Genomic DNA, 24,447 nt, shown 5'->3' with positions numbered 1-24,447 from the left:
CAAAGGCTAAAAAATATTTGATTTTCTTTTTAATTCATTTAGAGAATAAATTTCAACATCTTTTACATTTTCAATTAGTTTTAAGGGTAGTTGAAATGAAGATACTAAAAGAGATTTAACACTAAAATCTGTAAAATCATATTTGAATCTTTGCGATAGAATCTGTTTATTCTCTTTTACCCACTGTATTCTATTCAAATGTTTAGGTAATTGTTTTTTAATGTAATTCTGAATGCTTACTGCAAATTCATAAATAATTTTAGTTTGTTTTGTATTCTTACATTCTATACAATAAATAATTTTTTTCTTTTTATCAAATGCTAAAACATCAACATCTCCATAATCCTTAATTTGTCCTTTGCGTGGAATTTTATATTCATGTGGGATAACTTCTAAATTATGATTATGATTTTGTTTAAGCCAATTTGCCACCTCATTTCTAAATTCTTTTCCTTTAACATTATTCCTATTAGCAAGAAATGAATTTATTTTCTTATACTGAGAATCTACCTTTAAAATTCCATTTATTAATGCATAATGCAAATTACCATATGCTGAATTAAGATGCCTTGCTGAAAAAATTATAGTATCTTCACTATTTTCATTCTTGACTAAGATAACAGGTCTAAGTAAGTAAGATAATTTTCTATTGTAACGCCATGGAAAAATATCTGAATAATTATATCCCTCTGGTGGTATTCCAATATTCCCTCTCGGTGTTAATCCAAAATGATACAAAAAAGAGTTAATTTCAGAATGTGATAAATCTGTTTTTTCATTTAATAATTTGATAAAAGATACTTTTGATAAAGCAAGACATGATGTATTATAATCTTCAATACAAATATGTGCAAGTTCATTAAATAATCTTAAAGCTAAATAGAATTCAATTCCATATTCTTCCTTAAATATTTTGTCAATTCTATCAAGACATTCATCAGTTAAACTATTAGATGATGTTTCCTCACTACCATATGATTCTAAATATTCTATTAATTCATCTTTTTTAAATTCTAAAGAAAATTCGTTCATTTTATCAAAAGATTCTTTAGAAACACCCAGTCTACCAGATGGTAATAAGCCAATTTTAGGATTACCAATTTTTGATTCTATTAAGTCAATAGTTGCTCCTAAAAATAAAATTTCATCCATTAATGCTACTAAAAAATCTATATCTGAATTATTTATGATTTTATTACCAAAATAAACTTCTGCCGTTGCAAATTCTATTAAATTTCTTAAACACAATGCAGTCCTAATAATAGCAGAATCTTCATCCATAAAATCTTTGAATATGTCTTCATATTTTCCATAGCATTCATGGTATGTTACCAATCTTAGTTGATAGAAAGAATTACTATTTAAAATTGATTCATGTCTTTCCATTAAAAACTTTAGTAACTCAATTGAATTATAATTTTTCAATTCAGTTCTAATTTTTTCAATTAAAGTATCAATACCAATCCTACATATTTCTTTCTTCTTCTCATCATTGGTAACATTTACTGGTATTTTAATCTTCATCCAACCAGCCATATCTTCCAAAACTATTGAAGTATTGGCTTTTTCTAATTTTACAGATTTATCAATATATCTATTATCTTTTGATATATCGTAAATAGAAGTTCCTGTAACTATCATTTTTGCCATACCAATTGGTATATGATTTTTTAGAATAAGATTGATGTTCTCGACAGAAAGAGTTACTTCTGATAACTTAATAATTTCTGAAAGGTTATTTAACACCTTTCTCATAAGAATAAGTTCACCCAAATTATTATTTTGATTTAGATAAAAAAATAATAATTTTGGGATTAAAATTTTTGTTACATTGTTATTAAAATCAATTTCTGATTTTATGACAACTTCATCAGGATTATTATATTCTTTATTTAATTCGTCATCTGTTAAATCAAAAAACTCAGGTTCAAAATCTATAATAAATGTAATTGGAGAAGAAATGTCACTATTCAGGTAGTTTTTTAAAGTTGGAAAAAACTCATTTAACCAATATATTATACAGTCTGTAAATGAATTTCCATAAACATTAGCTTTCGTTGATTTTACCCATATTGGCACTTCGTATTTTTCTAAGACTTGTTCTAAAATTCCATTAAAAATTCTATCGGAAGTATAAATAGGAAATAGTTTTCGAGTTTTTGTAACTGGTGAATAAACCCACTTATCATTAATTTTATCTAAAACCAAATGTCTATCGTTTTTTTGTAATGATTCAATTACTTTGTTTCCCTGTATATCAAATCCAAAGGCAAGAAGTTGTACTGGTTGGTTATCACTTGGAAAGAAAGATTTTCCATTTTTTTCGTACCATGAATAATATGATAGTATAGAATAATGTGGTAAGATTTGAAGTCCTTTCTTTATTGCTCTTTCTTGTGCAACAAGATAATTCCATAAGTCTAAATCGTTCAAATTGTATAAATTCATTAGCCTTTCTAAATCATGAAAAGAAAGCATTAATTGATAATCTAAGAAATTTATGTTTTTTTGATAAGAATAAGATGGAGTTATTACAGAAAGACTTGCTACTATTGTGATATACATTGTATTAAAGCCATCTCTTTCTTTCAAAATCTCCTTTATTTTTTTTGTATTGTCAACATTTTCATTACTAATACTAAAATTTACAATTGCAATTTTATTTAAGTCAAATTGCCAAACTTGAAATTCATCAGAATCATCTTCAATATCCAGACTCTTCCAACCCATTGCATAGAAAAAAAGACTTGTTTTATGTTTAATTATATTTTCAAATGTTTTTTTGAATTCATCATTTTGATTATATGCTGTTATTTTATTATTTATAAAATAATTTAAAGAGTACATTTGAGAAGATGGAAGTACTAAAATATATTCATCATCAACCTTTACAAAAGGCTTCTTTAATAGTATTGAATCATCTGGATTATAAGTTTGTGAAATATCCTTAAGTGAAATTGAGAAGTTCTCTATTGTGTTAGCTGGTAGTTTCAATCCTGTACAAATTTCCTTTATCCCAATCTCTGGGAACACAAATATGTCAAGCTTTTCATTGTTAATCAAATGAATAGGAAACTTAATTTTTCCTTTATAATCATCTTTATGTTCATATCTTGTAATTCCTAATCTTCTTGCTATATAATTATGAATAGTTAAATTAAGCAAAATGCCACTTTCTATATCATTTAGGCATTCCTGAGATATATTGCTTTCATTTTTGTATAAAGCTTCTATTAATATCTGATTTGTTTCAGTACTATTATTACAAATACCAGGAAAAACAATGTTATTTCCATTTTTAAACATTATTATTTCTGAAAAGCAACTTTCTGCTGGGTCTTCTCTATAATCTTCAGAAAATTCAGCATCTAGAATATTATTGAATGTTTGATAATTAATTTTATTATCCAATCTATTATAATTGGAAATTATTGAATGAACAATTTCTTCTAATCTAACTAATTTAGTTGCATTTTCAGGAATCAGTTGCAAGAATGAAATTATTTTTAGAAGTTCCTTTGATGAATTTTCTTTGATAAATTTTCCAAAACTGTTTTGCTTTGTAGTATAACTATTAGTTATTTGTTTAATTCCACAACAAAATTTTATTTTTTTACCACTTCCACAGGGGCATGGTTTATAAACATCTGCTTTCATATCACTTTTTTATAAACTTCAACCCTTCTCCACAACCTCAATCTCCTCTTCTGTCAACCCATAAAGCTCATACACCATTTGGTCGATTTCTTTGTCGGTGGATTGGATGTTGGACTGGCAGTCTAATGCCTTTGTTTTTTCTTGTAAGAAATAGTCTTCCCATTCTGCTTTTTGGGAAAGCGTGAGTTCTACTTTTAGTTTTTTGAGTTCTTTTAGGAAATCATCATAGGAAAGATCAAACCAAGATTCTAACTTTTTGCTGAGTTTCTCCAAAGAAAACTCTCGTTGCAAATTGCGTTGAAACTTACCCGAGATCTCCTGCAATTCTTTGTTGAGCGTAAGCATTTGGTCAGCTTTTTCGATGAAGGGCTGTTGAAATTTTAAAGATATATTTTTAATAGGTAAATTAGCTAAATGAAATAATTTAACTTGTGCTAATGCTTCACCCTTTTCAGGATTTATTAATTGATAATAATAGTTTAAAAGTTTTGAATTTAAAATCGCCAAGGCAAATTTTAAATCAATTTCAATAGTATTCTTTTTTAACAAAATATGGGTATTATCTCTCATTACAAAACCATCAGTAATGTACATACCAATTATTTTATCAGAGGTTTGTCTAAAAATCAACTTTTCTTTGGCCTCAAAAATATCTATATTTCTTGGAGCAGCTAACCACTCTCCATATTTAATCCAATAATCATTATTCCATAAAAGTTGATACTTATTAAAAGAACTACCACCAATTAAAGGAGAAAAGGAATCATCGATTTTAAATTCCGAAGTATAAGGTTTCAAATCTAAAATTTCTTTTGTTTGCGCTGGTTTCCCCTTTCCTACTTCATAAGGTTTTACACCGTTTCTCACTTCAAATAAATCTTTTACTAATTGAGAATTATTTTCAATTTTACTTTTTAACTCATAAATCTCACTAGTTATAAAAAGATTAATATACTCTTGCTTTGCTAATGTTACTTGTGGAATTTGATGAGTCTCAAAACCATTATTCAGATTTCCAATGGTAATCTTGGTATGAGCTGTATCGGACGAAATAGAATTTTGAATAATTAATGAATCAACATCAACCGTGGCATCTGCAAAAACCTTTTCCGTATGCTGAACTATTTCTAAAATTAAAAAATTTTCCGAAGTAATAAATTTTCTAAAGCTCACACCATTTCCTACAAGCCTCCACGTATTTGGTGCAATATATCCTAAAATTCCATCTTTCTTCAGTAAGAAACTAACTCCCCAAATATAGAACGCTACATAAGTATCTGAAAAAACTTTATTTAATCCTCCTTTAACATATTTGTTCACAAAAAAGCTAATTTCATTCTTAGATACTTTCGCACCATAAGGCGGATTCCCAATCACCACATCAAAACCGCCTTTGGCAAAAACCTGCGGAAATTCCTGTTGCCAGTTAAATGCTTTGTCGCCGGCAACTTCGGGATCGTCGATCAAGGAGTTTCCACATTTGATGTTGTTGTTCAAGCTGTTGAGTTTTCGGTTCGGTTCTGCGGTGCGCAACCAAAGCGAGAGTTTGGCAATTTCTACGGATTCTTCATTCAGATCCACGCCAAAAAGATTGTTCTCCAAAATACTTTCAGAATGGTAGGTGAACGCAATGGAAGAGCCTGTAAGTTTCGCTTCCAGTTCATCTACATACTGATGTTCTGAAATCAGGAAATTGAGTGCTTCATTCAGAAATGCACCCGAACCGCAAGCCGGATCTACAATGGTTAATTGATGCAGCCAAGCTCTATACTCATCTAATTTTTCCAAAAGATGAAGTTTGGTTCTCTGTTGTCTCTTTTTATCGGTAAAATATTCTTCTTCGATAACTCCGATTTCGGTTTTTTTTTCTTCGCAAAGTTTGCCAACGGTATTTTCTACAATGTATTTGGTGATGTATTTTGGGGTGTAAAAAACACCGTCTTTCTTACGTTTGGTTTTGGATCTATCGATTTCCTGACCTTCCAGTTGGGCTTTTACTTCATCCAGTTCATTCAGTGAGTTTTCAAAAATATGCCCGAGAATGTTGACATCTACTTCGCTTGCAAAATCGTATTCGGATAGTTTTAAACTGTATTTGTAAAGGATTTCGTCTGCAATTTTTACTTCGTCCAAAATTTCATCTGCTTTGAAAAGTCCGCCATTGTACGCAAAAACATCGTATTGTTTGCCTTTAAAACCGGTATTAAGATACCCGAAATATTTTCTCAACCGATTGTACAAAGGTGTGTATTCGTCCAGATCCTTAAGTTTGTTCCATTGCTCCAAAATCATACGGACAGAGTTGGGCGGAAGAAGTCCACGGTCTTCACCAAAGAATAAGAACAAAAGCCGATCGAGAAGTTTTTGGGATTTTTTGAACAATTCCAATGCGTCATATTCCAGATTGAGTTCTACTAAATTCTGAAACAGTTCTCTTTTAAAAACCGAGTAATCTTTGTATAGTTTTTTGGTAATGGCATCTTCCTGACTCACGGATTCTGCTTTTATTTTGGCCGGTACATTCGCAGAAATATTCTCGAAAGCCAAACACAGATAAAGAAGTTGGAACTGCTCAAAGGTCAATTCAAATAGATTAAATTCCAAATATTCGATGGCATTATCAATATAAAATCTCAGTTTCTCGAAATTGGAAGTAATGATGTATTTGCAATCGGGTTGATTGTTTTTGTACCCAAATGCCTGATCCTCAATCTTAGAAAGATCGGTGATATTGGTACCTTTCAGCTCAATAATTGCTTTTACCGAACCGTCGATAACGATGGCACCGTCGGCTTTTTTGCTGTCTTTTACGTTTTTATATTCGGTGGTAATATTAAAATTGGGCGTAGGATTTTTGGTGTAGCCCAATACATTTACAAAAAGATCAATCAGGAATTCGCCCTGATATTGTTCCTCTTTGGAATGTCTGATGTTATCCTGAATTTCAGCGTTGAGAAAATGTTTCTGAAAAAGATTCCATTTTTCTGTGATTGTATTTTGATCCTGAGTTTTCAGGTATATGTGAATGACTGTTTTTTGAAACATGGTTGTGTTTTTATTGCTTTAGTAGTTTTTGGATGGTGTTTTCGGAAAGGGAAAACCATTGATTATTCATTTTCGATCGATTTTAGCATTATTACTCTAATCCAAGCAGGTGCAAGTTTTGCATCATGAAGAATATTTTCATTTGATTCTTTTTTCAATTGCTGTAAGATAAGATGCAATGATTGCTCATCAATATTCTCTTTTTTTATTTGCTTTAGTGCCTGTATTACTAAGGTTGAAATTTTGCCTTTTGTCGCTAAATTTTTTGGAACCGTTTTCTTAAAATTAATTTTTCTATTACCAATTATTACGGCTCTTGCTGCACCGTCGGTCAAAAAAACAGGATTCATCGGAACTTGTGTCGTAAGTCCCAAAATATTTTCAGCATACACTCCGGTGGGGATTATCCTTGCTTTATCTCTTCTCGCAATGGCTTGAGCAACGTCATCAATAGACGGAAGTAATTCTCCAATAATTTTGCTGAATTCAGGTTTGTAATAAATACCGTGAGAGAGTCTTTTTATCTTCTTTTTTTCTTCAAGTCGGAGAAGCGCTTTCTTTACACTTTCAGAGCTTCCAAAATCGAGAAAATCTTCAACAAAGAATATCGATCCTCCTTTGAATGAATCAATTTGTTCGGCAATATTTTCTTCTATTTTTATTCGCATAACAGTCCCAAATATAACAAAAATTTGGGACGAAATAGAGTCATGCAATCGATAATTTTTTTTGTTAAAGAAAAAGGTAGACTCAACGATAATCAGATACTTGTATTTGAAAAACGCTTATGGAAAAATATTACAATTCAATAATCAATTCCTTCTCATATCCATTATATACTTCATCAATATAACCAACAGGATTACAAATGATTTCAGTTTTGCCAATGTGATAGCGCATTGGTGTATGAATATGCCCATGAATCCAATATTCAGGCTGATGCTCTTCAATAAATGATTCCATATTAGAAGCATACGCAGAAGTTAGAGGATCATTTTTGTAAATTTCTGGAACCGAATTAATACTTGGTGCATGATGGGTTACTACAATGTTTTTTGGCTGATTTGAGCTTTCCAAACTTTCTTTCAACCATTGCTTTGAAACCTGATGGATTTTGAAAGTATCAAGGGTTCGCATTTTGAAATAAGATGGATCACGCTTTATCATTTTGTAGTCGTTCATTTTCGATTGACAATACATCCCAAATTCCATTGGATTTCCGAAAATGGAAAAATCTGTCCACAACGTACAGCCATGAAACCGAATATCCTCAATATCCACAAAGTCATTTTCTAAAACATGAACATTTGTATTTTCAGCTTCAGCCCTTATTTTATTTAAAGTTTTAGGATATGATCCCTTATAATATTCGTGGTTGCCTAAAACATAAATGACGAGTTTGTTTGGTATCTTTTTTTTAATCCATTCAACTCCTTTTGTACCTAAATTTACATCACCAGCAATTACAACAACATCGGCATTGTCGAAAGATAAATCGGTCATTCCAAATTCTTGATGCAAATCACTGATAATTTGAATTTTCATAGAAACAAAAATACTAAAGTTTAAACCGTAATAATTATCTTTGCTTAAGAAATAAAAAATCAACGTAAAGCGTAAGCTATCGTATTGGTTACAGAAAACTGCGAATCTTCTATAAACCCAAATTCGATAGGCTTACGCCCATGTCATCTTATGGCGTGGGCTGTAAGTTTTATCTGGGTTAGGGTTCTTCGCAGTACCTCTGTAACGGATTGGCTTCAGCTCCACGCTTTCTTATTTTAAATCGGAAGTTTCGGAACTGGACTTTCATCAAATCAAATTTTATAAATTATGGAAAATCAAGATTCCACAGAAAAAAGATGGGCAAAAGCCATGCTCAAACTTGACTTAGAAATGCAGTCCGGAGCCATTTGGACTGATGAAAAAACAGGGTTGCAGAAAGAAGAAAAGGAAGAAGTTACACAGAATGAATCTATCAATCATTTAAAGCAAAATTCGGAAATACCGAAAGATGCATCAGAGAATAAATCAAAATGTGCATTTACCTACCAAGAACTTGATTCCGATGCGATTATTTTAGATGGTGAGCCTGTAAAGTATGGCAATCACCTCATTCAAGACCGAGTGCAAATATTAAGATAAACATTTAAACCAACATTAATAATGATGAAAAAATTATTTCTCGCAGCAAGTATTTTTCTTTCTGCATCCGTAAGCGTTTCTGCTCAATTGGCGGTAACCTCAATCCAAAACAATCAAACCGAACTCGTGGTAAATGATTCAATTTCCCTGAAAAAAGGAGGAGAAATTCAGGTGTATTTACCTGCAGGAAAAGATTTTGTTTTTGTGAAACAGAAAAAATCGGGACTGAATGCAAAGTTACTCGGAAAAGTAGCTGATATTGCCGGAACAGGAGCTGCTGCCGTTGGAATAGGTTCCGGAAATCTGAAAACCCTTTCTGGTGCCTACAAAGTGATGAGAACAGCCAGTGCCGTGCAGTATGGCGCTGATGCTTTGGACAGAATTCAGGATTTGCCTATTTCCAAAGATGCCAAGAAAATCGCCGGCAAGAAAATGGAAATTCAGAATTGGGAAATGACGGATGACGGCTATATCCTTACTGCTATCCTGGATAAGAAAAAATATGAAATCAATCTGCAGGAAGCTGTGATGGCCGGAGAGGTGAAGTTGTAGCAGCATCTTATCGCTAATGACACTTGCATCGGATTATATTGAGATTAAAAAGATTATGTTAAATGTTTAAAGATCTTAAAAAATAAAAGAGTAAATAAACAGTAATTTGTTTTATTTCTAAGCAGAAAAATTCCCCATTTTTTTAAGCATTCTTAGAAATATACAGACTACACACCAATTAGTTGGTGTGGACTTTTGTATATTAAGAATGCGGGTATGGGGATACCTTCTGCTTGATGTTACAATTTGATCCACACCTTTTTTTGTGGGGTAACCTGAAAGTAACATTTTGTAATAATAACAAATTATTAGGAGTAAATTATTGTTAATTTATTGAAATATTAAAATTTAAACGAAATGATATTTTTGCCTGAAATTATATGAAAAACAAAATGCTGAAAAACTTCCTTCATTATATGAACCATTTTCCAATAAAGTGGTGGATTATTATTTACGTATTAATTTTAGCAAGTCACATTACCTCTCTATTAATAGGATACGACCTAAGTACTTTAGGATTCCTGCTGTCTGTGGTTACTTACTATATTTTATTGACGAAAACCAAATTATGGACAACCATTGCTTTTATGAATGGGCTGTTAATGTTTATCATTTTTTTATTCCTAAGTGTAGTTTTAGTAGCCACGGACTACATCGGTTTTTACGAAATGTGTATATTAATAGGTTTCTATGAATTGACTTTAATGATTATGTTTTTCAAGATCCCAATCATTAAAAAAAGAAATATTGATTACAAGAAAATTAATTTTATCAGAAATCTTCTTGCTTTTATTCTTTTGGCAGCAGCATTATATTACATTCCTTTAGGATTTTATGGTTACTATAAAGAAAGAGAAGAAGAAAATATCTCAGGCTTTGCATATCCATTATACCTGATTGCTGTACTAGTTGTCCTAATAAGTACCATTTCCGCCAATATTATTAAAGATGACAGCAATACGGAAACAGAAAATGATATTATTTTGACCGAAAACGACCAGTTAGACATTGAGACAATAAGGAATTTTTTTAGAACCAGCAATCTTTATCTTAACCATTATTTTTCGATCGATGATCTGTCTCACCATACAGGTATTGAACGGAAAAGACTTTCGTTCCTGATGAATTCAGGTATGAACATGAATTATTACAAACTCATCGCTTATTACAGAATATTGTATGCAAAGAAATTGCTGGAAACCGAACCGGATTACACAATGGATTATATTGCTTTGCAGTGTGGTTTCACCTCTATTCCTGTTTTTATAAAATACTTTAAAACATTTGTAGGCACGACTCCCAAAAGGTATCAGGATCAATGTATCAAACAAAATTAAATGGAAACATACATTATACAATTTCTGACGCTAATTATCACTTTATCGGCAATCATTCTGGGATTGACAATTGTTCTTAAAACAGTTGGAAACAGGAACAAAAATATTGTTTATATAACGACTATGCTGGTAAACAGTGTCCTATTAATACTGTTTTACGTTTATCAAGAGAACTGGCTTCTCCTCTTAATAGTTTTAACATATATCTTTTCATCAAATCCATTTTTTAAAGAGCTCAATATCCCTGCAAAGTGGTATATCTGGAATATGTTCTTTTTGATACCGCTTTTTGCAGTTATAGAAATTGTTGTATTTTTCTTGCTAACAACACCATACATTTTGCTTATTAACAGTATATTCTTAATTATTTCCCTTTTAATAGAACTTATATCTCATCTAAAAACGAATATTGAAAACAGTACAAAATCAACATTACACATTATATTAGTTTCTTCCGGAATCATACTAAACTTTGATTTTTTCTTAAATATTTTTCCTTTAGATTCAAGTGTGTCGTTTTGGTTTTTGGGATATAATGCTTTATTTATATCCACTTATAGCTATCTCTATTTAAAACAAATTACCGATTTGCTCACAGCCAAAGAAAATCCTGAGCAGAAGAACATACTCCACCTTAATAATGAGCAGAATACTCCGAAGAATTCATCCAAATACAGCAAATCTTCTCTTAACACTGAGACCGCAAATGATTTGGTACAAAGATTATTAATGATGGACAAAAGTTATTTTCTTAATCCGTCTCTAAAGCAGGAAGATATGGCAAATATGCTGAATACGACCAAACATTCCCTTAGTCAGGTAATGAATGAAAAGCTAAACTGCAACTTTACCCAATATGTCAACCAACAACGCTTGGAATATGCCGAGACTCTTCTTACAAAAACCCAAACGGACATCGAAACCATCGCTATAAATAGCGGTTTCAGTTCCAAAGTTACATTTTACAGAGCATTTAAAAACAAACACGGGATTTCTCCCGGAGATTTCAGGAAACAAACATCAGACTAATACTTTCTGATAATTAAACAATTACAATTATCAATTGTTTCAAATTATTGGGAATTACTTATATCCGATATTCTGAAATCATAAATCACTAAACTGAGGTATACTTTTGTCCACAGAAAACACAAATAGTGGAAAAAAGTTTATCCTTAAGCTTTATCAGAAGTAAATACCTCAATCTTGCATCTAAGATATTGCAGGTATTTACTTTTGTTTTTTTTCAAAATTTATTTTCGCAAATCTATATTACCGATTCCTCTGCATTATCCATATCTGATAAGGCATTTATTTCCACACCGGAAAATCGCATTCCCGCCAAAATTTATCTTTCAGAAAGTACCTTCGTTACAAATACAGAAGCACTCAGTAACGTTGTAATCATTAAAAGTAAAAATCCCGATTCAGACGAGCTAAAACCATCAGCTCTTGCCAAAAAAGTATTTGACAAAAAGACCGGTACAAAAAAATACGGTAGAATTACTACGGACGGCAAAATAAAATCCGATTACAAATTTCTTGACAGCAGCAGCCAAAAGACATTTATCTCTCTATCAGGAAATTGCAATACAATAGGTATCGTACCTTATTTTTTTCATACCGAAGGTATAATTCCCTATGAAGAAGAAAAAACTATTCAAAATTCAGGGGCATTCAAAAACAGTACATTTTACAATGAAAATAGTTATAATAAAATTATCTCATTCAATCATCGGGTGAGACCTCCACCAATTTCCTAATCTCAAAACACCCATAACAAATTTAAAAGACTTAAATAACAATATATAAAATTAAGAAATGAATAAAAATATTATAGTATTTGCATCATTGTTTATATCAACTACAATATTTTCGCAAGTCGGAGTTAATGTGTCAACTCCAACAGAAACATTTGATGTTAACGGAACTACCAGAATAAGAAGTCTACCTAATGATGGTGACACTAATGCAATTTCAACCACAGGTACTAACTCAAGTACAAGTACCCCATCACAAACATTTACAGCAGGACGTCCAATAGTTACAAATTCTTATGGTGTATTAGGTCAAACTACTTATGCGGAACTTGTTCCAAACAATACAACTTCTGGATTTAACACTACAAATGGATCCTCTGCTATGTTTATGGTGAAACGTTTTTACTTAGAAGATACTATAGGAGGACCTACAGGTTCTTATAACAATTCTACAGGTTTTGATACCGGGATTAATGTTAATGATTGGCAAGGAATAATTTCCAATATAATGTGGACTATTACATCAGCACCAGTTGGTTCTCAGTTTTTGCTTAATAATTATTTCAATTATAGATTAAAGGGGGATGCTGGTGGTACATGGAAAATTGTAGGAGATATTGTAAATGTTACCGAGAAAGGATATGTAGACATTTTGTTTATAAAATCAAACGTAGTTGCTGCTGACTCTAGAAACCAATAATTATGAAGAATATTAAGCATATAATTGTTTTTCAATTATTTTTCTTAGGAATCAATGCATTTTCACAGAGTCCTTATGAAGGACATGTCGGCGTTAATACAGATACTCCAACTGAAATTATTGATATCAAAGGAACGTTAAGAATCAGAAAACTACCTAATGACGGAGAGTCTAATTCTATTTATACAACGGGAATCAATACGAATTCAGGTAATAGTCCAACTCAAACATTTAACGCACAATTTCCAGTAGTTAATAATACAAACTACAATGTGATTGGAAAAACGGACAAAGCTGATTTAGTTCCAAATAATACTTCTTTATCATTTAACACTAATGATGACTCTAAAGCTATGTTTGTTATCAAAAGATTCTCTATTGGAGACTGGCCTTCAGGAAGTTCTGGGTTTAACACAGGTATGTCAGTGAGCAAATGGGAGGCTATTTTATCGAGTGTAAGCTATGAAGTGTATTGGATTAATGCTGTTGCGAATATGTATTCAAATGGGGCACAACATTTATGGTCGATGAAAGGACAAGCTAATGGAACATGGAGAATTATTGGTGATCTAAATGGTGTTCAAGAAAGATCATATTATGTGGACGTACTTTTTATTAGAAAAAATAATATCGCTGCCGATGATCGAACTAATTAATTGCTACATATAATTTTAAAAAAACACAATTAACACAAATGCTGAAAAATTTTCTCTGTTAACACATAAAAGTTAACAGAGAATTTTACCAAATAATACAAATATGAACAAAATACTAAAATTTATTTTCCTATTATTTTTGCAAAATCTATTTGCACAAGTGGGAATCAAAACGATCAATCCACAACGGATTTTACATGTTGAAGGAGGTTTACGAGTACGAAATTTAGCCGAAAAAGGTACCGATTCAGATTATAATAAAATTTTGGCTGTAAATCCATCGGGAAATATTGATTACATAAATAAAAGTGAACTTTTACCTTCAACAAGCATTAATAATACAGGAAAAAATGTATACAATGTCACTTATACTTCTCCAACGGGGCTTCCTGATGAGACCCATGCAGTAAAATGTGGAAAATTTATGTTTTCATATAGAATTAATGATTCGTCTGCTTATGTAAGGGTAAAATTGGCAGATGCGCCGACTGATAATGTTTATGTGTATGACAATTTTGTACAAAAATTCGATATTGGTGGTATAGGATTTCAATATGAAGCTTCACCTACCCCGCTTATAATGACTTCCGCCAATAATTATATTGATGTCACAGTCGGAAGTGGATATTCTCAATCTTTTATAGCAGACCAGGAGTATAATGTTCTTTATATAAATTATCCTCAGGATGTCGATCTTTATAAAGTATCATTTTATCGTGTTAAAGTAAGTTCTACAACACAGAGGAAATGGGCAATTGCCTGTGAAAAATATTAGAATAAAAATACAAGAAAATCTTATGAAAAAAAATATTATATATATGCTTTTCTTAATTTCCGTTAGCTGCCTTGGGCAAACTGGAAATGTAGGAATAAATATCTCAGCACCAGAAAGAACCTTGGATGTAAACGGTGATGTTCGTGTAACGCAATATTCTGACAAAACATCCGACTCCACTTTTGATCAATTGGTAACTGCTAATTCAACAGGAAATGTAGATTTTGTTAGAAAGCAATCTTTGGTTCAAAATGATGATAATCAAGTTGAAGTAGGTAGAGTCATTTACAATGCAACAACATCGACAGAACAATCGGATAAATGGGCAAAATGCGGAATTTTTAAAATAAGTGTTGGAAATGGTTATAGATGGGCATTTATTGATCCAACTCAATCATACACAATTAATTTCGGTAGAGAAAAAAGAGGAAACGGAACTTATTCATATCAAGATTTAGCTGCATTTGATCCTAATACAAGCATAACGAATTTTTCAGGTGATGCTATCATCGAGGGTAATCGAAATGTAATTAATGTCATCGAAAATAATTCTGGTGATCTTTATCGATTAACCTTTACAGTTAATAAAAACACAGCAACAACCAATACCTATGTTGCGGTTTGTGAAAGGTTTTATAATATAGACTAAATATTAAATAAATGAAAATCAAATCATTATATATAACACTGATTTTATTGATTTCTAATATTACCAATATACACGCTCAGGTATCGGATAAAGTTGGAATCAATACTCCTACGCCTACAAAAGATTTAGACATCAATGGCAATCTAAAAATTAGAACTTTACAGGATAAAAGTACTGATAATCAATATAACAGAATTTTAGTATCGGATGAGAGCGGAAATATAGAATCCGCCTCAAGAACAGATGTTAAAAACCAGATTGAATCTCAAATTATTGAAACACAGAAATTAAAATATCTATCCACAGATGCAGATGCAAGTCAAACAATGAAATGTGGAAGATTCAGTTTTAGATTCTCTTCTTCAGGATATCCTCAAATTATGTTAAATAATCCGGATAATGCAATAATATATTATTATATATTGAGATCTCAGGTTGTAGATTATGCTAATTATTCTGTTTCTCAGAGTTTAAATTTTACAACTACAAATTATAATACTTTTCAAAATTTAGGCTCTTTAAGTGAGTCACAATTGGGAGAATATTATATAACATATCCAAACGTGGAAAATTATTATAAAGTAATTGCAAGGGTGAGAAAAAACTATACTGATCCTTCTACAAACCAATTAACTTATTCTTATGCAATCACCTGTGAAAAATTCTAAATAAGGTGTCGAATTTCAAAAACATCCACATAGGACAAATGATTGAAGAGAGAGTTACAGAAAGCGGGATAGAAATGTCCCGCCTCTGTAATTTCTTTAAATGCACGGAAGAAGAAATTAAAACAATGTTTTCTCAAAAAAGTATGGATACAGAAATCCTCCTAAATTGGAGTAAAATTTTGGATTATGATTTTTTCCGGATTTATACACAACACCTAATCCTGTACGCTCCTCCATCAGCAGGAGTAAAAAGTACTAAAAGCAAAAAATCATCTTCACCGCAATTCCGGAAAAACATCTATACCAAAGAAATTATCAATTTTGTTTTGGAACAGATAGAAACTGAACAAATGACAAAAATACAAGTTATTGAAAAATATGGTATTCCCAAAACCACTTTGTACAAATGGATAAGCAAATACAGAAACTCCAAAACTATTTGAAAAAATATTTCGGCAGCAGCAAAAGCCAGATTCTTACTGAATGGGGAAATCCACAAACTATTTCAGACGAAAATCTATGGTTTTATAGCAAGAGGAGATTCCTAATTTTTAAAGATGAAATCTGTTTCTTTTTTAAAAATGGAAAAGTCGATGATATCGTGATTACAGAGTATATTATGGGAATTCCTCAGCACAATATATTTTTCAGCAAAAGCGAAAATCCACCATTTAAAATCTCATCCGTAAAATTTTAGCAGCAATGAAGCGTCCGCAAAAACCATCCATTTTGGGATCTGCATTAAAAGGAAAAACAAAAACCCAAGTATTGCAGTACATGGACTATGGTAGTTACCATTCCGGTTTTGATGTCTGGAAATATGAACTGATCCGAAACTGGATTTTCTACCGTGAAATGATTCTGTTCTTTGCAGGAGAAGAAGTTTACGACATTCAAATAACCGATTATCTGCTGGGCAACAAAATCCGAGAATATATCTATTAAATCAGAACAAAATGAAACTTTCAGATTACCTGTATTTGATAGGGAAAGACAAGTCGTTTGTAATTGATAATTTGGGTTCAGAATTCAATTATTACCACGCAGAAATTTGGACGTATCACCTCAAAACCAATTGGATCGGAAAGAAGTACTATCTGCTGGTACGTTTTAAAGATAATATTGTGTATCAAATAAAAATCAAGAAAACCTATGCAAAACTCGGGTATTAATTATCAGCAAATTTTCAAGGATATCATCTCCTCCAAATATCCGGAGAAACGGGGAAAACGCCTTCCTTTATTGGAAAAAGAACACTTATCTGCTATTGATATTCTAAAAATCAACCAAAAAATCTTCGGCACCGAAAACAAATCTGCCAACCAAAAACATCGCTCCTATACAAAATCAGACATATTAAAAATACTGGATTTTCAGAAAAAACACCATCTAAACAATTCCGAACTTTCCAAACATTTCGGGATCAGCAGGAATACGATTACCAAGTGGAAAAGGATATTTGTTTAGCTCTTTCTCTATTTCGCTTCTTTAAGTTTCCATTCTTTATACTTTTGCTTGAGATTATTTTCTTTCAAAAAATCATTGCGTGAAGCAGCTTCTTTGAAATAAAATTCCATTTTTCTTTCTGCCTCTTTTTTTTGATGATGTTGATTTAGACCATAAGCCAGAAAAACAGAGGATAAACTGAAAAGAAAAGCCAGTGCTGAATAAAAATACAACTCATATTGATTGGCTTTTTTAGAAGCGGCTTTAATCTTCTTTTCATGGTCAATGGAGAGATTTTTCAAGGCTTCTTCATATTTTTTAAATGTCTTTTCATTCCTTTGAAGAATAGCTTCCAAAGAAGAGGAATCCACTTTCACTTCGGTATTTTTAATTTCTTCAAGTTTTTGGTTGGTCGCAGAAATAATTTTTTCATCAGTTCCTAATTTGGTTTTAACGGTTTCAAGTTCCTTTATAAATACCATTAAAACATCCTGTAATTTTAAATTCTTTGTCATTTGCTTAGATTATCTTCGTTTTTTTCTTCTCTTTTTAAGCGGATCGTTATCCGGTTCTGCCATCGAGTAGGAAGGTTGGAGCAAAATGTCCAGTACAGATTTTTGCTCTTTGGTTTTCTGTTCATTAGAATAATTTTCTAAGGAATGAAAGATATTTTTGTTCTCTTTTTCATTGTTCATTGTTGTACTGAGATGATTGTGGTTTTCAAAATACAAACCAGCATTTATTAAACCTTTCAGACTCATTTTCCGGTGAACATCACTGGCTTTCATCTCGGTTTGGGTTTCCAAATCCCGAATCCGGAAACCTTGCAATTGCCCCTGCCTGTTAATGCTTGGGATAAATGAAATCCCAAGTTTTCTCATCTCTGAAAGATATTTTTCCATTGTTCCGGGGTTTTTGGCTATTACCAAAAGATGTTTTCTGTAAATATCTTTTCTGATTTTTTGCGAACCCATGTGTATTTTTTCTGTTGCTTTAATTTTATCAATCCTCATTTGTTTGGCAGATATAAGTCCGTTTTTTTCCGCCACACGGTGCGCTGCCCATTGAGCTTGTTTTCCAATATGATGATCCGGAATTAGGTTTGAATCTTCTTTCACGCGGTTCAAAAGAATATGGATGTGTCTGTGGCGTTTTTCCGTATGTACAAATGCAAGATATTGGTTATCTCGAGCGTGTATATTCATTTCATCAAAAAATTGGCTTAGCAATTCTCGCAGTTGCTTTTTAGTCAGTTTCTCTCCGTCTTCAACATGGGGAGAAAGCACCATCGAAATAAGTTTATTGGTCGCCCTTTGGTTGAAATCCTGCAGGATTTTCATTTCCTGCATAACTTCCAAAGGTGTTTCGCCACAGAGATTATTCCTTTCCAATTCATATCCCTTACCCGGATCGATTACATAATGGAACAATGAATAACCTCCAATACAGGATTTTGCTTTCCCTATCATTTCCTACTTTTTTAATTTTTCCAAATGTTCGCGGATCAGTCTTGATGTTTCCATGGTTTCATATTTCATTCCTGTAACATCTCCCTGTTTAAATAAATTGGAAATTCTACGGAAGTTGTCTGAATATTTAGAGAGATTTTTGTAACAGATTATCTCATCTTCTGTAAGCTTGTTTTTTATTTCCAGATCAAGAGCTGTACGTCTCAGAAATTCGGATAGGCTAAGTCCGGAATTTTCTGCTTTCATTCTAATAATTTTGCTTTCCAGAGGTGTTATCCTAAATTTTAGCATTTGTGTCTTTTTCATATTTTTTTAAAATTAAATTGTGAAGAAATTTTCCCCTTTTGCGACCTTCGGGAGACAAAAGCGAGATGCCCAATGCGATGCAAATCCGGTATGGTTTGTGGCCCATTTGGCACATCTCGATATTTCGCAGCGTTATAAGGCTTTCCGACATCTAACCTCACTGATAATAAAATCTCCAAGATCCAACTGCTTTTCTTTATCAAAGTCAGATGAAAACTTCTCTAAATAATTGTTGATTTTAATGTTCATTTTTAGTTTTTTGCCAAGTATTTCTGCTTTCGTTTTCCATTTCGCATAAGCACTATTATTTGATTTTTGATTACTTAAATCGGGAAATAAAATCAACTCTCGATCTTTCAAATCTTTTAGTTTTCTTTCATTAATTCCTTCCAATCCTCCCGTAGCCAACCAGATTATTTTCTCATCAAAGAACAAATCGCAAAGCATCGCCGTTTTTTCAGATTCAACAATTCCAATTTTGCAATTCTTGAAATAGTTTATTAAGTGTAATCCGAAAAAGGATTGTCTCATTTCTGTGTTTTCTGTTTGGTTTTTAATCCAAAAAAATTTCTTTTTGTCTCGTCGTCCTGTTTCAGGATTGTATTGCATTATTTTCCCCGCTCGAACTTTCATCTCTTGATCAACCTGCCAGAAAATGGTTGCGTTTTGCCATTTGTTGGAAACTCCAACCAAATACTTCCTGAATGTTCTTTCTACTTTTCCTTCTTCAAAATATTTAGTGAAAAAACTATAAAGATTACTCGATTGAATGTCAGAATGTAGAGATTCTAAAAGCAAATTTTCATAAACAAATGAGGTGTCTCTTGGTTTATTTGGGATTCTGTCTGATGAAAAATACTGTACTTTTTCGCCTTTACTTTCAAAGTATTGTCTGGGCGATAAATGATAGCCGCATTGCTCTATCCGATTGCATCTGCCTACATAATCATCCAAATATTCTCCGGATTCATTATCAATGTATCTCACAAATTCCTTTCTGCCACAATTCGGACAAATGAACCTGGTTTGTGATCCATTGTATTTCTGAAGGGAAAATCTGAAATTTGCCATTTTGTATAATTTATTATGGTTTAGCGACGAGGATCGACGAGTTAAATTTTAAAAAATATCATTTATAAAATATTGATAATCAAATGTTTTTAGTCAATTTCTGTTTAAAAACTATCTCAATTCGTCTCGTCGCTAAAATGTCCCGGAAAACATTCGTCGCCTACCGACGAGCAATTACTTATATAATCCGGCGACGAGACGAACATGTTAAAATTTATAACATAATAAATTGAATATCAAAAAGTTAATATAAATAATAGTCTCGTCGCAATTCGTCGGAGTTTACTGTATTCTATTTTGAAATTTATTAAGTCGCCTTCTCACTGCAGATTCACTGACCCCTAAAATTCTACCGATTTCAACATTAGATTTCCCTTCATTTTTTAGCTCAATTATCTCTTGAATCCTATCATCAGAAGTTTCAGCGGGTTTCTTCAAATGCTCTTCCTCAGTTGTAAAGTCCACAAAATTGAATTTCAAAAAAGTATTTTCTTTTAGCAATTCACATTCTATCACATTATTTTCGTCAAAATGAATAGGATAATTTCTATTTTTTAATTGTTTGATATAGCGAATGTGACTTCCTTTGATGGATTCACCAATACAAAAACAGACATCTGTAAAATTGGACAAAGCCTTAGAGCCTGCTAAATCTTCCAATTGTATCGGTTTGTAAATATCTCTTTTGGGAGTATGAGCTATAAGCAAAACAGCAATATTTCTCTTTCTAGATAGATCTAAAATAAGTTTCATTAAGGCTAATGCCTCTTTACTTTTTTCGTTCGTAGCTGATAAGAATGTAACATTGTCTATGATAATAACTTCGGCTTTAGATTTTTCTATGTGATAGGTAATAGATTCAATTATTAATTCTTCGAATGACTTTTCCTCTGATTGAAGCGATTTATTCCGGTCTATCTCTACCCGAATAAAATAATTGCTGAAAATATGAGAGATGTTATTTTCATTCGTATATCTTCTTTGGAAGGATTTCGATGACAGCTCGAAATCAAAAAGAATGGTTCTTTGCTGAGTGGTCTCCATATTCAGAATATTAACACCTGAAGCAATGCACTCTGCCAACTGAACCCCTAATATAGATTTCCCTTTTCCTGTATTTGAAAAAAGGAAAGCAACTTCTCCTTGATGCCAGATATTGCCGAAAAGAGGTTTAGGATCAGGAAGCTTTTTTGCCCGTTCTATCCATTCGTTTGCCAATAAATCCATAAGAATTGTTTGATGTTGCTCTTGTTTATATATCGTTTCATTGAACTGATCTTTGAATAGATCGGTTAGTTTTAATCTGTTTTCGTCCATCTTTGTAAAGGATTTTTCAGAAATATGGACTATATTTGCTCCATATTTCAACTGTTAGAAATAATAAAATACAAAGCACTACAACTCGTAATTGTAGTGCTTTATCTTTTGTATTTTAAGGATTTTACATCTTTAAGGGCTTCCATTAAATCAAGATGGTTGATTCTGTAAAATCTACCAATTTGTTCCGCTTTAATATTTCCCTTTAACACATGAGAACGTACAGTTTGATAATCAACTTTTAGAATTGCCGATGCTTCTTTGAAGGAGTAGAATTTTTGTTTTAATTCTAGATCTGGTTCTTTTTTAATGGAATGAAGGAGTTCTTTTAACTCATCAATTCCATCCATGATGGGTTGAAATGGATTAGGTGCTTGCATAAACTTTGATATTTTTATGCAAGTTTATAGCTGATTTTTAATAAAATCTGGTGGATCCAGTGGATTTCATACTGGATTCATCAATAACTATATTTTAGTAAGATATTCTGATATGAAAATATTGATATTTTTGATAGCATCTAGATCAAAGATTGAAGGATCTTTTATTTGTGGATATAAATATTTTTTTTTGCACTCTGAAAAGGTTGTTGTAGATACTTCCTTACCAATTACTTCTAGGAGTATCTCATTTATGTATTTTAAAGTTGGAAGTTTAATTATTTTTTTATCATCTAATATTATTAATAATAGCGATAAATCCGAAACAGATCTATCGGTAAACTCCAGTCCTTCCGTTGTTTTTTTATAAAATATGTTATATTCTTTCAATTTAAAAGGATTAATCTTATTAAACAAAATCTCATTAATAAATAATTTTTTGAACTTTATCGATTGACATAGATTTGGCAAAGTTTTATTAATTTCAATTGTGCTAGGAGTTATTTCAATGTTTTGAATTTCGTTTAAACAATTTCCAAATCTATCACTTTCAATATCATGTTTTTCTAACAAAAAATACAAGCCAAGAGTTTTCTTAGCTCCTTTCAGAAAATTTTCTTCTAAAACTACAGTATTAGTTGCGGATAAAAGACTTTTAGCTTCTTTTGCATACTTGTCTAAACAATAGTCAATTTTATCATCAAAAGAATGAGCCTTTGAATTTTCCAAAGCTTTAAAATGATTCGCAAAAAAATCATCTAAATCATCATAATCAATTTGTTTTACATATTTCTCTTGTTCTGTTAATGTTCCGTTTAGTGTTTCTTTTTTAGCTGATTCAATAACTTCATTTAATCTTGCTTTGATTGTTTTTCTTCTTATAACATTATTAATAATAAAGGGAATTGCTATAAGCTCAGAGGCTGGATTATAAGCTGGGTAAATATTTTTTTTCATCATATTGGTTATTTAAAAACTTCATTCATATAATTCACTTTATCTTCTTCACTTGGACGATAATATGCATTAAAGACTTCAAGGCTCGTATGACCCGTATATGACATGATGACTTTATCAGGAACACGTTTATTCTTCATAATGGTAATGAAGCTTCTTCTTGCTGTATGTGAAGATATTCTTTTCCAAAATTCTGTGCTGTTTTCAATTAATTCATCGCCATACTTCATGGTTTTTTTTATTTCATCATCAAATTCTAATAATTGAAAAACCTCTTTGATATATTTGTTCATTTTTTGATTTGTAATCTTTGGCAAATCGTAATCATATTTTTCTAAGATTTCTTTAGATATTGAATTTAAAGGAATTGCTAATTTCTTTGATTTACTTTTCAAATCTGTAACTCTAATAAAATCATCTTGAATATCATTTTTAGAAATTCTACTATAGTTTCCAAAACGCATTCCTGTAGTACAACCCACTACAAATAAATCTCTAACCCTTTCTAATCTTTTATTTTGCGAAAAATCATGTTCATAAATTTTTGTCACCTGTTCCATATTTAAAGCAATTTCATCTGTTTGAAATTTTGGTGGCTTTTTGAAATTTATAAACTCATTATTGAAAGTGTATTTTTTATTCAATGCCCAATAAAGAAATGTTTTTAATAATCCTACATCTCTGTGAACGGTATTTGCTGAGTGATCTTTGATTTCTACACTGTATTTTAAAAATTTATTATACATTTTTTCATTAAAGTTCCCTAAACTTATCTTTATCTTGTAGTAATTCTGAAACTCAAATAGTAAATTTTTGTTGAAAGTGTATCTTGTTTTAGTTGATTTAGAAATCCCTTTTCCGGTGTAATCATTTGATTTTTCTTCTATAAATTCCTCATAAAGTCTAAAAAAATCATCTTTAATTTTTATTTTCTTAAATTTTTCGTCAAATCTTTGTCTTACAACATCAATAGTAAGTTCTTCATTAATATTTTTATACCTATTTACAATTTCGACAAAGTAAGAGCTATATCTATCTAGTTGCTTTTTTATTGTTCTATGATTTTCAGCCTTCATTGTTCTTCCGTTTAAATCATTGGGTTGCCTATTTTTTAAATCCCACTCCGAAGGTTTGATTTTTTCACCAGTAGAGTAAATGAAATTTTTTCTTTCAGTTCCGAAATATGCCCTAAAGTAAATGAGCGTTTCTTTATCTGAATTTGGTTCTTTTAATTTGAATGTGAAATTCATTGGGTGCTAATTTAGGTGCTACTAATTTTATAAATGAATATAAAAATTACCTATATTCATTTATACAAAAATAGGTAATTAATTGATAAATAGTGATATTATTGGAAATTAGATATAATAGAAATATCAAGGTTCATTTCCCTTCCTCTCTGCAATTTACACTGTATATCAATCAGTTACAGTTATTAGGGACTAAAATAGGGTTTTTTTCAAAATCCTATTTTTTTATTTAGAATTTGAATGTTTCCAGTCAAGGTTCAAAACCTACCACCTGCAAAATATCCATCAAGGTTCAGAACACGACCTG

The 24,447-nt window shown here is 31.3% G+C and carries 27 protein-coding genes; 15 read left to right on the top strand and 12 right to left on the bottom strand.

Features of this window, described 5'->3' with window-relative positions; all coding sequences use genetic code 11:
• Positions 1-6: 6 nt before the first annotated feature.
• The 4 genes from AC00Y6_RS10765 to AC00Y6_RS10750 all read right to left on the bottom strand — a co-directional run bounded on the left by AC00Y6_RS10765 (position 7) and on the right by AC00Y6_RS10750 (position 8,247).
• Positions 7-3,657, bottom strand: a complete 3,651-nt coding sequence (locus AC00Y6_RS10765) for a YecA family protein (protein WP_474490616.1) — start codon at positions 3,655-3,657, stop codon at positions 7-9.
• Between the two features lie 18 nt (positions 3,658-3,675).
• Positions 3,676-6,702 carry an Eco57I restriction-modification methylase domain-containing protein gene (locus tag AC00Y6_RS10760; RefSeq protein WP_474490615.1) on the bottom strand — a complete coding sequence of 1,009 codons (3,027 nt, stop codon included), beginning with the start codon at positions 6,700-6,702 and terminating at the stop codon, positions 3,676-3,678.
• 62 nt (positions 6,703-6,764) lie between these two features.
• Positions 6,765-7,370 (bottom strand): DUF6088 family protein, encoded by a 606-nt coding sequence (locus AC00Y6_RS10755; RefSeq protein WP_476589243.1) that lies wholly within the window; start codon positions 7,368-7,370, stop codon positions 6,765-6,767.
• 130 nt (positions 7,371-7,500) lie between these two features.
• Complete coding sequence (locus tag AC00Y6_RS10750; protein ID WP_474490613.1) at positions 7,501-8,247, bottom strand: metallophosphoesterase; 747 nt, start codon at positions 8,245-8,247, stop codon at positions 7,501-7,503.
• A 288-nt stretch (positions 8,248-8,535) separates the two neighbouring features.
• Between AC00Y6_RS10750 and AC00Y6_RS10745 the strand changes: the two genes are divergently transcribed.
• The 15 genes from AC00Y6_RS10745 to AC00Y6_RS10675 all read left to right on the top strand — a co-directional run bounded on the left by AC00Y6_RS10745 (position 8,536) and on the right by AC00Y6_RS10675 (position 17,411).
• The gene (locus AC00Y6_RS10745) at positions 8,536-8,847 is read left to right on the top strand and encodes a hypothetical protein (protein ID WP_474490612.1); all 312 of its coding nucleotides are present in this window, start codon (positions 8,536-8,538) and stop codon (positions 8,845-8,847) included.
• Between the two features lie 24 nt (positions 8,848-8,871).
• A complete protein-coding gene (locus AC00Y6_RS10740; RefSeq protein WP_476589242.1) occupies positions 8,872-9,399 on the top strand; it encodes a hypothetical protein in 528 nt (175 codons plus the stop codon).
• A 380-nt stretch (positions 9,400-9,779) separates the two neighbouring features.
• Complete coding sequence (locus tag AC00Y6_RS10735) at positions 9,780-10,736, top strand: helix-turn-helix domain-containing protein (protein WP_474490610.1); 957 nt, start codon at positions 9,780-9,782, stop codon at positions 10,734-10,736.
• Between the two features lie 588 nt (positions 10,737-11,324).
• On the top strand, positions 11,325-11,765 hold the full coding sequence (locus tag AC00Y6_RS10730; protein ID WP_474490609.1) for a helix-turn-helix domain-containing protein: 441 nt from the start codon (positions 11,325-11,327) through the stop codon (positions 11,763-11,765).
• Positions 11,766-11,893: 128 nt separating this feature from the next.
• Entirely contained in the window at positions 11,894-12,499 is a 606-nt protein-coding gene (locus AC00Y6_RS10725) for a hypothetical protein (RefSeq protein ID WP_474490608.1), read from the top strand.
• A 58-nt stretch (positions 12,500-12,557) separates the two neighbouring features.
• Entirely contained in the window at positions 12,558-13,196 is a 639-nt protein-coding gene (locus AC00Y6_RS10720; protein WP_474490607.1) for a hypothetical protein, read from the top strand.
• Positions 13,197-13,198: 2 nt separating this feature from the next.
• Entirely contained in the window at positions 13,199-13,852 is a 654-nt protein-coding gene (locus AC00Y6_RS10715; RefSeq protein WP_474490606.1) for a hypothetical protein, read from the top strand.
• Positions 13,853-13,955: 103 nt separating this feature from the next.
• Positions 13,956-14,627, top strand: a complete 672-nt coding sequence (locus AC00Y6_RS10710; RefSeq protein WP_474490605.1) for a hypothetical protein — start codon at positions 13,956-13,958, stop codon at positions 14,625-14,627.
• On the top strand, positions 14,614-15,276 hold the full coding sequence (locus tag AC00Y6_RS10705; RefSeq protein WP_474490604.1) for a hypothetical protein: 663 nt from the start codon (positions 14,614-14,616) through the stop codon (positions 15,274-15,276). The genes AC00Y6_RS10710 and AC00Y6_RS10705 overlap by 14 nt, the downstream gene beginning before the upstream one ends.
• An 11-nt stretch (positions 15,277-15,287) precedes the next feature.
• Complete coding sequence (locus AC00Y6_RS10700) at positions 15,288-15,944, top strand: hypothetical protein (protein ID WP_474490603.1); 657 nt, start codon at positions 15,288-15,290, stop codon at positions 15,942-15,944.
• Between the two features lie 38 nt (positions 15,945-15,982).
• Positions 15,983-16,387 (top strand): transposase, encoded by a 405-nt coding sequence (locus tag AC00Y6_RS10695; RefSeq protein WP_476589241.1) that lies wholly within the window; start codon positions 15,983-15,985, stop codon positions 16,385-16,387.
• The gene (locus AC00Y6_RS10690; protein ID WP_474490601.1) at positions 16,384-16,641 is read left to right on the top strand and encodes a hypothetical protein; all 258 of its coding nucleotides are present in this window, start codon (positions 16,384-16,386) and stop codon (positions 16,639-16,641) included. Before AC00Y6_RS10695 ends, AC00Y6_RS10690 begins: the two co-directional genes overlap by 4 nt.
• A gap of 5 nt (positions 16,642-16,646) precedes the next feature.
• On the top strand, positions 16,647-16,889 hold the full coding sequence (locus AC00Y6_RS10685; RefSeq protein WP_474490600.1) for a hypothetical protein: 243 nt from the start codon (positions 16,647-16,649) through the stop codon (positions 16,887-16,889).
• 11 nt (positions 16,890-16,900) lie between these two features.
• Positions 16,901-17,116, top strand: coding sequence for a hypothetical protein (locus tag AC00Y6_RS10680; RefSeq protein ID WP_474490599.1), 216 nt, complete (start codon positions 16,901-16,903; stop codon positions 17,114-17,116).
• On the top strand, positions 17,097-17,411 hold the full coding sequence (locus AC00Y6_RS10675; protein ID WP_474490598.1) for a helix-turn-helix domain-containing protein: 315 nt from the start codon (positions 17,097-17,099) through the stop codon (positions 17,409-17,411). The genes AC00Y6_RS10680 and AC00Y6_RS10675 overlap by 20 nt, the downstream gene beginning before the upstream one ends.
• Positions 17,412-17,419: 8 nt before the next feature.
• Here AC00Y6_RS10675 and AC00Y6_RS10670 read toward each other — a convergent pair whose 3' ends face one another.
• The 8 genes from AC00Y6_RS10670 to AC00Y6_RS10635 form a co-directional block, all read right to left on the bottom strand.
• Entirely contained in the window at positions 17,420-17,905 is a 486-nt protein-coding gene (locus AC00Y6_RS10670; RefSeq protein ID WP_474490597.1) for a hypothetical protein, read from the bottom strand.
• 9 nt (positions 17,906-17,914) lie between these two features.
• Positions 17,915-18,859: a relaxase/mobilization nuclease domain-containing protein gene (locus AC00Y6_RS10665; protein ID WP_474490596.1), complete on the bottom strand. Its 945-nt coding sequence runs from the start codon at positions 18,857-18,859 to the stop codon at positions 17,915-17,917.
• A gap of 3 nt (positions 18,860-18,862) precedes the next feature.
• Positions 18,863-19,165, bottom strand: coding sequence for a plasmid mobilization protein (locus AC00Y6_RS10660; protein ID WP_474490595.1), 303 nt, complete (start codon positions 19,163-19,165; stop codon positions 18,863-18,865).
• Between the two features lie 132 nt (positions 19,166-19,297).
• The gene (locus tag AC00Y6_RS10655) at positions 19,298-20,236 is read right to left on the bottom strand and encodes a DUF6371 domain-containing protein (protein ID WP_474490594.1); all 939 of its coding nucleotides are present in this window, start codon (positions 20,234-20,236) and stop codon (positions 19,298-19,300) included.
• Positions 20,237-20,518: 282 nt separating this feature from the next.
• Entirely contained in the window at positions 20,519-21,553 is a 1,035-nt protein-coding gene (locus AC00Y6_RS10650; protein WP_474490593.1) for an AAA family ATPase, read from the bottom strand.
• Between the two features lie 101 nt (positions 21,554-21,654).
• Positions 21,655-21,933: a helix-turn-helix domain-containing protein gene (locus AC00Y6_RS10645; protein ID WP_434981063.1), complete on the bottom strand. Its 279-nt coding sequence runs from the start codon at positions 21,931-21,933 to the stop codon at positions 21,655-21,657.
• Positions 21,934-22,020: 87 nt separating this feature from the next.
• Complete coding sequence (locus AC00Y6_RS10640) at positions 22,021-22,893, bottom strand: hypothetical protein (protein WP_474490592.1); 873 nt, start codon at positions 22,891-22,893, stop codon at positions 22,021-22,023.
• A gap of 5 nt (positions 22,894-22,898) precedes the next feature.
• Positions 22,899-24,140 carry a tyrosine-type recombinase/integrase gene (locus AC00Y6_RS10635; protein WP_241280329.1) on the bottom strand — a complete coding sequence of 414 codons (1,242 nt, stop codon included), beginning with the start codon at positions 24,138-24,140 and terminating at the stop codon, positions 22,899-22,901.
• Positions 24,141-24,447: the final 307 nt, after the last annotated feature.

The sequence above is a fragment of the Epilithonimonas sp. genome, assembly GCF_056329745.1.
Note: the sequence above shows the minus strand (reverse complement) of the source record. Positions and strands in the feature narration are given on the sequence as shown.

What these genes read in the sequence shown, in the direction of transcription:
- AC00Y6_RS10680 (WP_474490599.1), top strand. Translation starts at nt 16,901, where the DNA reads ATGAAACTTTCAGATTACCTGTATTTGATAGGGAAAGACAAGTCGTTT.
- AC00Y6_RS10735 (WP_474490610.1), top strand. Translation starts at nt 9,780, where the DNA reads ATGAAAAACAAAATGCTGAAAAACTTCCTTCATTATATGAACCATTTT.
- AC00Y6_RS10675 (WP_474490598.1), top strand. Translation starts at nt 17,097, where the DNA reads ATGCAAAACTCGGGTATTAATTATCAGCAAATTTTCAAGGATATCATC.
- AC00Y6_RS10715 (WP_474490606.1), top strand. Translation starts at nt 13,199, where the DNA reads ATGAAGAATATTAAGCATATAATTGTTTTTCAATTATTTTTCTTAGGA.
- AC00Y6_RS10695 (WP_476589241.1), top strand. Translation starts at nt 15,983, where the DNA reads ATGATTGAAGAGAGAGTTACAGAAAGCGGGATAGAAATGTCCCGCCTC.
- AC00Y6_RS10685 (WP_474490600.1), top strand. Translation starts at nt 16,647, where the DNA reads ATGAAGCGTCCGCAAAAACCATCCATTTTGGGATCTGCATTAAAAGGA.
- AC00Y6_RS10755 (WP_476589243.1), bottom strand. Translation starts at nt 7,370, where the DNA reads ATGCGAATAAAAATAGAAGAAAATATTGCCGAACAAATTGATTCATTC.
- AC00Y6_RS10760 (WP_474490615.1), bottom strand. Translation starts at nt 6,702, where the DNA reads ATGTTTCAAAAAACAGTCATTCACATATACCTGAAAACTCAGGATCAA.
- AC00Y6_RS10635 (WP_241280329.1), bottom strand. Translation starts at nt 24,140, where the DNA reads ATGAATTTCACATTCAAATTAAAAGAACCAAATTCAGATAAAGAAACG.
- AC00Y6_RS10745 (WP_474490612.1), top strand. Translation starts at nt 8,536, where the DNA reads ATGGAAAATCAAGATTCCACAGAAAAAAGATGGGCAAAAGCCATGCTC.
- AC00Y6_RS10660 (WP_474490595.1), bottom strand. Translation starts at nt 19,165, where the DNA reads ATGAAAAAGACACAAATGCTAAAATTTAGGATAACACCTCTGGAAAGC.
- AC00Y6_RS10740 (WP_476589242.1), top strand. Translation starts at nt 8,872, where the DNA reads ATGAAAAAATTATTTCTCGCAGCAAGTATTTTTCTTTCTGCATCCGTA.
- AC00Y6_RS10655 (WP_474490594.1), bottom strand. Translation starts at nt 20,236, where the DNA reads ATGGCAAATTTCAGATTTTCCCTTCAGAAATACAATGGATCACAAACC.
- AC00Y6_RS10640 (WP_474490592.1), bottom strand. Translation starts at nt 22,893, where the DNA reads ATGATGAAAAAAAATATTTACCCAGCTTATAATCCAGCCTCTGAGCTT.
- AC00Y6_RS10720 (WP_474490607.1), top strand. Translation starts at nt 12,558, where the DNA reads ATGAATAAAAATATTATAGTATTTGCATCATTGTTTATATCAACTACA.
- AC00Y6_RS10700 (WP_474490603.1), top strand. Translation starts at nt 15,288, where the DNA reads ATGAAAATCAAATCATTATATATAACACTGATTTTATTGATTTCTAAT.
- AC00Y6_RS10710 (WP_474490605.1), top strand. Translation starts at nt 13,956, where the DNA reads ATGAACAAAATACTAAAATTTATTTTCCTATTATTTTTGCAAAATCTA.
- AC00Y6_RS10665 (WP_474490596.1), bottom strand. Translation starts at nt 18,859, where the DNA reads ATGATAGGGAAAGCAAAATCCTGTATTGGAGGTTATTCATTGTTCCAT.
- AC00Y6_RS10750 (WP_474490613.1), bottom strand. Translation starts at nt 8,247, where the DNA reads ATGAAAATTCAAATTATCAGTGATTTGCATCAAGAATTTGGAATGACC.
- AC00Y6_RS10670 (WP_474490597.1), bottom strand. Translation starts at nt 17,905, where the DNA reads ATGACAAAGAATTTAAAATTACAGGATGTTTTAATGGTATTTATAAAG.
- AC00Y6_RS10650 (WP_474490593.1), bottom strand. Translation starts at nt 21,553, where the DNA reads ATGGACGAAAACAGATTAAAACTAACCGATCTATTCAAAGATCAGTTC.
- AC00Y6_RS10765 (WP_474490616.1), bottom strand. Translation starts at nt 3,657, where the DNA reads ATGAAAGCAGATGTTTATAAACCATGCCCCTGTGGAAGTGGTAAAAAA.
- AC00Y6_RS10645 (WP_434981063.1), bottom strand. Translation starts at nt 21,933, where the DNA reads ATGCAAGCACCTAATCCATTTCAACCCATCATGGATGGAATTGATGAG.